The 9,210-nt window shown below is 61.0% G+C and carries 8 protein-coding genes; 2 read left to right on the forward strand and 6 right to left on the reverse strand.

Going from position 1 to position 9,210, the window contains the following annotated elements; genetic code table 11:
* Positions 1–176 precede the first annotated feature (176 nt).
* Positions 177–584, reverse strand: coding sequence for a Spy/CpxP family protein refolding chaperone (locus tag Q0349_RS04780; protein WP_298079738.1), 408 nt, complete (start codon positions 582–584; stop codon positions 177–179).
* A 183-nt stretch (positions 585–767) separates the two neighbouring features.
* Between Q0349_RS04780 and rpe the strand changes: the two genes are divergently transcribed.
* Positions 768–1,439 carry a ribulose-phosphate 3-epimerase gene (gene rpe, locus Q0349_RS04785; RefSeq protein ID WP_298079739.1) on the forward strand — a complete coding sequence of 224 codons (672 nt, stop codon included), beginning with the start codon at positions 768–770 and terminating at the stop codon, positions 1,437–1,439.
* Positions 1,440–1,646: 207 nt separating this feature from the next.
* On the forward strand, positions 1,647–3,074 hold the full coding sequence (gene trpE, locus Q0349_RS04790; protein WP_298079740.1) for an anthranilate synthase component I: 1,428 nt from the start codon (positions 1,647–1,649) through the stop codon (positions 3,072–3,074).
* Positions 3,075–3,378: 304 nt separating this feature from the next.
* Here trpE and Q0349_RS04795 read toward each other — a convergent pair whose 3' ends face one another.
* The 5 genes from Q0349_RS04795 to Q0349_RS04815 all read right to left on the reverse strand — a co-directional run bounded on the left by Q0349_RS04795 (position 3,379) and on the right by Q0349_RS04815 (position 9,069).
* A complete protein-coding gene (locus Q0349_RS04795; RefSeq protein WP_298079741.1) occupies positions 3,379–4,281 on the reverse strand; it encodes a hypothetical protein in 903 nt (300 codons plus the stop codon).
* Between the two features lie 339 nt (positions 4,282–4,620).
* A complete protein-coding gene (locus Q0349_RS04800) occupies positions 4,621–5,271 on the reverse strand; it encodes an ABC transporter ATP-binding protein (protein WP_298079742.1) in 651 nt (216 codons plus the stop codon).
* A 4-nt stretch (positions 5,272–5,275) separates the two neighbouring features.
* Entirely contained in the window at positions 5,276–6,406 is a 1,131-nt protein-coding gene (locus Q0349_RS04805; protein WP_298079743.1) for an FtsX-like permease family protein, read from the reverse strand.
* A complete protein-coding gene (locus Q0349_RS04810) occupies positions 6,396–7,676 on the reverse strand; it encodes an ABC transporter permease (protein ID WP_366916278.1) in 1,281 nt (426 codons plus the stop codon). Before Q0349_RS04810 ends, Q0349_RS04805 begins: the two co-directional genes overlap by 11 nt.
* A 4-nt stretch (positions 7,677–7,680) precedes the next feature.
* Positions 7,681–9,069 (reverse strand): Fe-S-containing protein, encoded by a 1,389-nt coding sequence (locus Q0349_RS04815; RefSeq protein ID WP_298079745.1) that lies wholly within the window; start codon positions 9,067–9,069, stop codon positions 7,681–7,683.
* Positions 9,070–9,210: the final 141 nt, after the last annotated feature.

The raw sequence follows: 9,210 nt of genomic DNA on the forward strand, positions 1-9,210 counted from the left end.
GCTGCCACGCAGTTAAAACGCGGCTTCCGTCGGAGGCCACATTGCTATATAGGGTTTTCAGGTAGCCTGCACCGACAGCCCGGCCATACTGTCCCGAATCATGCCGCTACTCAAACACGCACCCAAGCAAAAGGCTACCTGAATTTTCAGGTAGCCTTTCCATCGGACAGGGTGCTTTATTGATACAGGCAATGCCTGCGCCATTCCTGCCGCTGCTGCGGCGTGAGGATTTGCAGCAAGGCGTGCTGGGCGCGCAGGTTTTCCACTTCGCGCTGCATTTGTGGGGTGTATTTTTCGTTCACATAATGCCGTGCCATATTTTCATCAAACACCGGGCCGGAGAGCACCAAGTTGGAAGCTTGCGTGGTGTATTGGCGCAGGTTGCGCGATTGAGCCACGAGGTTGTCCATCCGTTGGCGGTATTCGGCGCGCACTTGGCGCAGCTGTTCCTGTTGGCTGCTGCTGAGCGCGAGCTGGCGCATATCGCAGGTTGGGCTGTCGGCCAAGGCGAGGCTGCCGGTGGTGAGCAGGAGGGTGGAAAATACAACCCGGCAAAGGGTTTGGCGGCGGGGGAGGGGAGTCATGGGATTAACTCTTTAGATTCAGTGTCGAACCAAGTAAATTTATTGCCGCCAGTATACGAATGACGGCGTGAAACACGGTATAATCTTGGTAAACCTGTGTAAACAACAATGTAGTGGAAAGCACTACGTTTTTGGCACGATGTGCGATGAATTATAGCCCTATTTATGGAAGAAAGCACCAATATGACCCGCTACCGTATCGCTCCGAGCATTTTATCTGCCGATTTCGCCCGTTTGGGCGAGGACGTCGCTGCCGTGCTCGCCGCCGGGGCGGACGTCATCCATTTTGACGTGATGGACAACCACTTCGTCCCCAATCTCAGCTTTGGCGCGCCGATTTGTCAGGCGCTGCGCGACTACGGCATTACCGCGCCGATTGACGTGCATCTGATGGCCTCGCCCGTGGACGCGCTGATTGAGCAGTTTGCGCAAGCGGGCGCGGATTACGTGTCCTTCCACCCGGAGGCGAGCATCCACATTGACCGCTCGCTGCAACTCATCAAAAGCCACGGCATGAAGGCGGGGTTGGTGTTCAATCCGGCGACGCCGCTTGCCTGCCTCGATTACGTGCTGGACAAGATTGACCTCATCCTCATTATGTCGGTCAATCCCGGCTTTGGCGGGCAGGCGTTTTTGCCCTCTGCGCTGGACAAACTGCGCGCCGCGCGCCGCATCATTGACGCAAGCGGGCGAGACATCCGCCTCGAAGTCGATGGCGGCGTGAAAACGGACAACATCGCCGCCATTGCCGCGGCAGGCGCGGACATGTTCGTCGCCGGTTCCGCCATTTTCAACGCGCCGGACTACGCGGCGGTGATTGCCGCGATGCGCCATGAGATTGCCGGGGTGCGGTAATGAATTACTCCCTCCCCTGCAGGGCGAAGCCCGCAGCGGGGGAGGGGCGGGGTGGGGGTAGCGTCCGTGAAATGACCGCCGATGCAAGCCCGTCATCCTCTCTGCCATTCTTTCCATGCCATTTACGAAAACTGTTCTTTGCACATTCACCCGCTTTACGGTGCGCCAAGGCGCACCCTATTGTTATCAGATACAAAGGAACCCTTGATGAACTACACCCACCAGCCCGTCGTCCGCACCATCCTCGCCGACCTGCTCACCCCGGTTGCCCTTTACGACCGCCTCGCAGACGCGCCCTACACCTACCTGCTCGAATCCGTTGAAGGCGGCGAGCGCTGGGCGCGCTACTCGATGATTGGCCTGCCCGCGCGCGAAACCGTGCGCATCCGCGACCACCATTTACAAATCCGCCGCGACGGCGCTGTCGTCGAAGAACGCGATGTCGCCGACCCGCTCGCCTGGGTTGCCGACTACCACGCCGCCTTGCGCCCGGCGCCGTTGCCGCTGGAGTTGCCCTACACCGGCGGCCTCGTCGGCTACTTTGGCTATGACACCATCGGCTACATCGAAAAACGCCTGGCGAAGCGCCCGCAGCATGACCCGCTCGGCCTACCGGACATATTGTTTATGCAAAGCCTTGAGCTTGCCGTCTTCGACAACCTGCGCGGCGAAGTCCACCTCATCAGCCACGCTGACCTCGCCGACCCCAACGGCATTGCCGCCGCCGAAGCGCGGCTGGACGCGATGGAAGCCGCGATTAACCGCCCCGGCAAGGCGAAAGTGCGCTCGCTCAACCCGCACGGCGCACGCCCGGAGGTGCAGTACCACTACCCCGAAGCGGCATTCAAGGCGGACGTCGCCAAAATCCGCGAATACATCATGGCGGGCGACTGCATGCAGGTAGTGCCGTCGCAGCGCATGAGCTGCGCCTTCCCGCCCCCGCCGCTGGACTACTACCGCGCGCTGCGCATCACCAACCCGTCGCCCTATATGTACCTGCTTGACCTCGATGACTTCCACATCATCGGCTCCTCGCCGGAAATACTGGCGCGCAAACAGGGCGATACCGTTACCGTCCGCCCCATTGCCGGTACGCGCAAACGCGGCAAAACGGCGGAAGAAGATTTGGCACTCGAACAAGAGCTGCTGGCGGACGAAAAAGAAATCGCCGAACACGTGATGCTGATAGATCTCGGCCGCAACGACATCGGCCGCATCAGCCAGACCGGCACGGTGAAAATCAGCGAAAAAATGGTGATAGAGCGCTACTCGCACGTGATGCACATCGTCTCCAACGTCGAAGGCAAACTGCGCCCCGACATCAACGCGATGGACGTGCTGCGCGCCACCTTCCCCGCCGGAACACTTTCCGGCGCGCCGAAAATCCGCGCGATGGAAATCATCGACGAAGTCGAACCGGAGCGGCGCGGCGTTTACGGCGGCGCGGTCGGCTACTGGTCGTGGAGCGGCAACATGGACATGGCGATTGCCATCCGCACCGCCATCATCAAGGACGGCCGCCTCTACGCACAGGCGGGCGCGGGCATCGTTTACGACTCCAACCCCGACAGCGAATGGCAGGAAACGCTCAACAAGGCGAGCGCGCTGATTGCGGCGGCGGCGTTATTGAACTGACACGGATGAAAGGAAAGGGCGGGGTTTTCCCCGCCTTTTCTGTTTTTTCCGTAGAGGCGGTTAGCGCAGCGACAAGTTATTGCTCGCGCAGCGACAAATTATTGCTCGCGCAGCGAGAGAGAGAGACCGCCCGTTTCGTTTGGCGGGCGGTTACGGGCTTCGCCCTAACCGCCCCTACTTTGGAACAGCGCACAAAAAACCCCGCATTAGCGGGGTTTTTATACGCGCAGCGGGTGCTTATTTCTGAATCCTGCCATGTTGCAGGCGGATGATGCGGTCGCTTTTCGCGCCGAGGCCGGGGGGATCAACTGCGGTCGAGGTATTCGATGAGGCGGTAGAGGCGGTTGTTGATTTCTTGCATGGGTTTGAGGGCGGCGTTGTAGGGGCGGTAATCGTAGGTGTACAGGCCTTTGTTGGTGTTGCGGTTGGAGGGGGTGTTGCCGCCGTGTTGGGGGTCGCTGTCCTGGTAGGAAAGCCAGTGCCAGCCGACGCAGGCGCGGCTTTTCAGCAGTTCGATGATGAAGTTTTGGTAGAAGTAGCCGCGGTCTTCCTGGGTTTTGACGATCCAGCCTTCACCGCTTTCGTTGGCAAGTCCAGAGTCTTCGCCTTTGCTGTAAAACTCGCTGATGAGGAAGGGGTTGCCCGACCAGTTCTCCCATTGTTGCATTTGCCACGCTTCCGGCTGCCATTTGTGGTAGTGGTTGATGGAGAGGATGTCCATGTATTTGCCGGCGGTACGGATGAGTGCTTCGTTGGCGAGTTCTTCTTTGTGTTGGTTGAATCGGCATCCGAGGTAGAGTTTGCCCGGCGCGTATTTGCGGGTGGCGCGGGTGATTTTTTGCAGGTAGGTTTCGATGTAGTAGGCGCCAAATGCCTGGCGGTCGGCGTCGTTGATGTCGGCCAGGGTGGCGTGGTGTCCTTTGCGCAGGTTCAGCCATTTTTGTGCGGCAAGGTAGCCGGGGTCGGGGGCGCGATAGTGGGTAAGGATGCGGTCAAGCGCGTCGTTTTTCCACGGCAGTTCGTTGTCGGTAAAGTAGCCGACGCAGTAGGGGTCGTTGGCGTATTGCGCCAGTTTTTTGGCTTCTGCTTCGATGTGCGCATCAAAGCGCGGATCGAAGACGCGAATGATGTCATTGGGATAGCCTTGCCAGCCTACTTTGCCCTGAAAGTCGCCCTGGGCTTTGAGCGCGTCGCGGAATTTTCCCATCGGTTCGATATAGGCGCAGTAGCTGAAGCGGTGGTGGGCGGCACGGATTTCGGTGATGCTGCTCCAACAGCCCGCGCCGTTGAAGCCGTACGCCCACAGTTGGTCAATGGTTTGGTTCGCCCAGTCGGCAAGGCTTCGGTATTTTTTTTGGTAGGCGGCGCGGCTGCCTGGGGTTTCGCTGTTATATAGGCCGACGACGGCGATGTGCAGGCAGCGGTTGCCACTGGGGTCAATGAGCCACCAGCGTCCGTTTTTTGGCAGCGATGTTGTCCCGGGTTTGTGCCAGGAGGTGGCGCGGTAGCAGGGCGGCGAGTGGCAGGGTGATGAGGTGACGGCGTTTCATGCCTGGATTCTCCCGTGTTGCAGACGGATGATGCGGTCGGTTTGCGCGCCCAAATCGGGGTTGTGCGTCACCATGACGATGGTGCGGTTTTGCGCGTGCAGTTCGGCGAAGATGCGCAGCACGGTTTGTTCGTTTTCGGCGTCGAGGTTGCCGGTGGGCTCGTCGGCAAAGAGGATTTCCGGTTCGTTGATGAGCGCGCGGGCGATGCAGACGCGCTGTTGTTCGCCGCCGGAAAGCTGCTTGGGCAGGTGGTCGCTGCGGTGCGCGAGGCCGACGCGTTCCAGTGCGGCGAGCGCCGCCGCCTTGTCGGTAACGCTGTGGTAGTACTGCGCCAGCATGACGTTTTCGCAGGCGGTGAGGTAGGGCAGGAGGTGGAATTGTTGGAAGACGAGGCCGATGGTGCGCGCGCGGAAGATGCGGCGGGCCTCGTCGTCAAGCGCGGCGGCGTCGGTGCCGTTCAGCAGGACTTGGCCTTCGCTGGGGGTGTCGAGGCAGGAAAGGATGTTCATCAGCGTGGTTTTGCCGGAGCCGCTCGAACCCATGATGGCGACGAATTCGCCGCGCGCGACGGCGATATTGACGTCGTCCAGCGCGGTAACGGTGCCGAAGCGTTTGTAGAGGTGGACGGTTTGGATGACGGGTTGCATGGGTTCAGGCTCCTTTGAGGATGTCGGCGGCTTGCAGGGCAAGGACGCGCTTGAGCGGCAGGACGACGGCAGCGGCGGCAACGGCGACGGATAGAACGATGACGAGCGGGAAGACCGGCAGGCGCGGCGCGATGCTGGCATGGAAGACGACTTCGCCGAGGATTTGCGCGAGGACAAGCCCCAGCGCGATGCCGATGACGACGGCAACGGCAGCCATCAGCGCGGTTTCGCGAATCATCTGCGCGGTAATGGCTTTGCGGCTGGCGCCGAGCGCGCTTTGCAGGGCGAATTCGCGGCGGCGTTCGTGGGTCATTGCGGTAAGCGAGGTGTTCACGCAAAGGCTAGAGAGCAGCAGGATGACGATGCAGACCACGCCCATTAGTCCTTTGATTTTGTGCAGTATCTGCCCTTCGGCAGCGCTGACTTTGCGGATGGGATGGATGTCTAGCTGCGGGTACTCGCGCGAGAGGGTTGCGGCGTAGGCGGTTACGGCGTCGTTGTCGTTGGCAAGGCTTGCCAGCGCGTAGCTGATGCCGCCAGCGCTGCCGAGCCAGTCTTGCGCGACGCGGATGTTGAGCAGCATGACGTTGTCCATCGCGTCGCCGCTTTCGACGATTCCTTTGATGCGGAAGGTTTTTTTCTGGCCGTTGTCTTTGACGAGGGTGATGTTGTCGCCGACGTTCAGCTCCAGTTGCGCGGCGAGTGCCTTGCCGAGCATGGTGTTGCGGTCGTCAAAGGCGACGCCGACCCAGCCGCCCTGCACCTGCCAGTAAGGCACCAGCGCCGGCAGCGCCGGGAAATCAACGCCAACCAGCGCGACCGGTTCGCGTTCGCTGCGCGCTACCGCGTAGAGGTAGGGGCTGGATGCGTGGTAGAGCTCAGGCGGCATGGCGGCGATGATGGCTTCGTATTGTTCGAGGGTAAACGGCGTTTCGTTTTTCGCGCCGAGGTAGAAGTTGGCACCAAAAGAGCGCAGCTCGCGGCTCATTTTTTCGTTGATGTCGAAATAGACCGATGCCATCGCCATTACCATCGCAGCTCCGATGGAAAGGGCGGCGACGATGACCAGCGTGCGCCGCCATTTGAGGCGCAGCGCCTTGAAAAGCAGTAACCATTTCATGCTGTTAGCGTTCATAAAGCACCTCAATCGGGATTTGGCGGGCGATGCTGCGCACCGGGAACCAGGTGCCAATCAGTGCAATGAGGACTGCTGCGAAGACCACCACCGGCACCACTATCCAGGTAAAGCCGAGCGCCGCGCCAAAGAGCGCCTCGCCAATCGCCCAGCCGAGCAACGCGCCGCCGGCGCAGCCGAGCAGGCCGCCGATGGCACCGACCAGCACCGATTCGGCATAGAAAAGCAGCGCGATTTGCCACGGTTTGGCGCCCAGCGCACGCATCAGCCCGATTTCTTTGGCGCGCGCCATGATGCCGCTGCCGGTAAGCGAAGCGATGCCCATGCCGGCGGAAATCAGCGCGGCGATGCTGCAAACAATCAGCAAGAGCTGGATTTTTTCGATAACGACGCCTTCGGACGCCGCCACCTGCCACACCGGGCGCACCACCGCGCCGGAAACGGTTTCCTCTAGCTGGTGGGCGATGGTCGAGACGTAGGCGGTGCAATACCACTGGTCGTACTGCTTGGCATCGAGCGCTGAGGGGTTTTCGTGCGCTTTGCGCGAAAGGTCGTTCTCCGGCACGGTCATTGCCGCGACTTGTATCGCGCTGATTTTGCCGGAAAGTCCCAGCAATTCCTGCAACGCGGCAAGCGGCAAAACGAGCTGGTTATCCTGCGCCGCGCCGCTGGTGAGAATGCCGACGATGCGCGCGCGCCGCACGGGGCTGTCCGGCGCGGTGGACGAGAGCGACAAGACGTCGCCCACCTGCCAGCCGTGTTCCGTCGCGAGCTTGACGCCGGCGAGCAGCGGCAACTCGTCCGGCAGTGCGCCGCTATCATCCGGCCAGTCGCCCGCGACCTGCCAAAACGGACTGACCGCCTTCTGCCCGGTGTGGAAATTCGATTCATCGGCGACATCGAGCGGGTGATCGAAGAACGTGCCGAGCGCTGCGACCTCAACGTCCCCGGCGCGCAACCGCCCGGAAAGCAGCGGCGCGAAGCCGTAGATGTTGTTGCGCCAAAAAATATCCATCACCGACGGCAACACCTTCTCATCCAAAAAATACTGCTGCCCGGCGACATCGTCCGGCAAAAGCGCGCCGCCTGCCGGTTCAATCAAAATATTGGCGCCGTAGGACTTCAACTCGCGCGACATCTTGTCGCCAATATCGACCGAAACCGCGAGCAATCCCGCAATCAGGGCGGACGCCAAAAAAATCGTCAAAAACGCCAGCGCCTTGCGCGGCAAATCATGATGCCAAAGCTGAAAAATCATCCGCCAAAACATCGCCTTACTCCTTCACAAAATCTTCGGGTTTATCGACAAAACGCTGATAATTCTCTTCATTGCGGAAAAAATACGTCTTCGTGCCGTAGCTGTAGCGGTGCGGCGCGGTGGTGTTCTTCAACTTGCTGCCATCGACCGGGTCAATCACCTCCAGCTCAACCACCGCCTTGAACAGCGTCAGCCCCGCCTCCAGCCCCTTGCGCGGCACGACAATCTCGCCGCCCGCCTGCGACCAGCCCTCAATCGGCACCGGATTACAGCCGCCAGACTTGCCCACATTCGGGCGGAACAGGCGTACGCCGCAGCCGATGCACGTCACCTGATCGCCCTGCATCGCATAACCCGTATCGCCGCAGAGCAAACAGGCATCGAACACCACTGCGGGCGACCATTCGCCGGGGAAGCGGTCAATCACAAAAAAGCGCACCACCTTGCCCTCGCCGGATACCCAGGCGAAGCGGTGCAAATCGCCGTCGCGCAATTTGAGTTCCTCAATCGGCAAATGCACCGCGCCATCAGCGGCAAGTTCAACCGGTGTCGCCTTCGACAACGCGGGCGGTTTTGATGCCACCAAATCCCAGAACAAAGCGGTGGCGAGGGCAAAAACAAAAACAAACGCGCCCTGCCACACCGCGCGCCGCCCGCGTTGCATATCGGCGACAAGCAAACGCCGCTCCACCGCGGTCGCTTTCGCGCGGGCGAGCCGCTTGCGCCGTGGCAACCAGCCGGAGGCGAGCGCCGCCAGCGTCGCCACAGCCAGCACGGCAAGCGCCACATAACCGAACCAGGCGCGGACAAACTCCGTCCGCGCCAGCCAGCGCAACAGCCCGCTGGACACCTCCAGCCACTGCAACTTCACCGCCGCAATCCCCATATCCGCGCCGAGCCACACCGCCGTGACCACAAGCCACGACAAAACGACCAGCACGAGCAACGCGCGCCACACCCGGCTTGAAACCAGCGAACGCAAAACGACGAACCACAACGCGAGCAGCGCCGACAGCCCCGCCGCCGCCAGCACCGCCGCAAAATGCAAAATAAACGCCGTGTTCACCACCGAAGTCGTCGAAAACGCGCTCATCACCGGCGCGGCAAAAAACGGCGCGGCGCCAAGCAAGCCGGCGGCAAACCACAGCACATCCAGCGCCAAAGCGCGCCGCGTCAGCAATAACAACAGCGCCAGCACGAGCAGCGCGCCGCGCATGGCGGCAAACCAAAAAAGCGTCGCCGACGCATCGGGCAACCACGCCACCGCCGCCGCACCTGCCAGTACCCCGCCGACAAACCAGGCGAACCAACGCCCCGGCTGCGGCGTGCGCCCGGCAGACAAAACCGCTGCCGCAAACAGCGGCAGCCAAAAACAACGCACGAACAACGAAAAAAACAGACTCATAATGCGACCCGAATCAAGAAACGCTCGCAATTCTACCGCGTCCCGCCCGGTAAGACTACGGCAACACCCGCCCCGTCAGCGCCAGTTATAGCCATCCACCGAAAGCCTCATACGGTGTTGCGTCGCCTGACTGGGCACCCT

This window comes from uncultured Cardiobacterium sp. (assembly GCF_938028185.1).
GTDB lineage: Bacteria > Pseudomonadota > Gammaproteobacteria > Cardiobacteriales > Cardiobacteriaceae > Cardiobacterium.

Bases quoted from the DNA above. Each gene is read 5' to 3' on its own strand.
- Q0349_RS04780 (WP_298079738.1), bottom strand. From the start codon at position 584: ATGACTCCCCTCCCCCGCCGCCAAACCCTTTGCCGGGTTGTATTTTCC.
- rpe (WP_298079739.1), top strand. From the start codon at position 768: ATGACCCGCTACCGTATCGCTCCGAGCATTTTATCTGCCGATTTCGCC.
- trpE (WP_298079740.1), top strand. From the start codon at position 1,647: ATGAACTACACCCACCAGCCCGTCGTCCGCACCATCCTCGCCGACCTG.
- Q0349_RS04795 (WP_298079741.1), bottom strand. From the start codon at position 4,281: ATGGGAAAATTCCGCGACGCGCTCAAAGCCCAGGGCGACTTTCAGGGC.
- Q0349_RS04800 (WP_298079742.1), bottom strand. From the start codon at position 5,271: ATGCAACCCGTCATCCAAACCGTCCACCTCTACAAACGCTTCGGCACC.
- Q0349_RS04805 (WP_298079743.1), bottom strand. From the start codon at position 6,406: ATGAACGCTAACAGCATGAAATGGTTACTGCTTTTCAAGGCGCTGCGC.
- Q0349_RS04810 (WP_366916278.1), bottom strand. From the start codon at position 7,676: ATGTTTTGGCGGATGATTTTTCAGCTTTGGCATCATGATTTGCCGCGC.
- Q0349_RS04815 (WP_298079745.1), bottom strand. From the start codon at position 9,069: ATGAGTCTGTTTTTTTCGTTGTTCGTGCGTTGTTTTTGGCTGCCGCTG.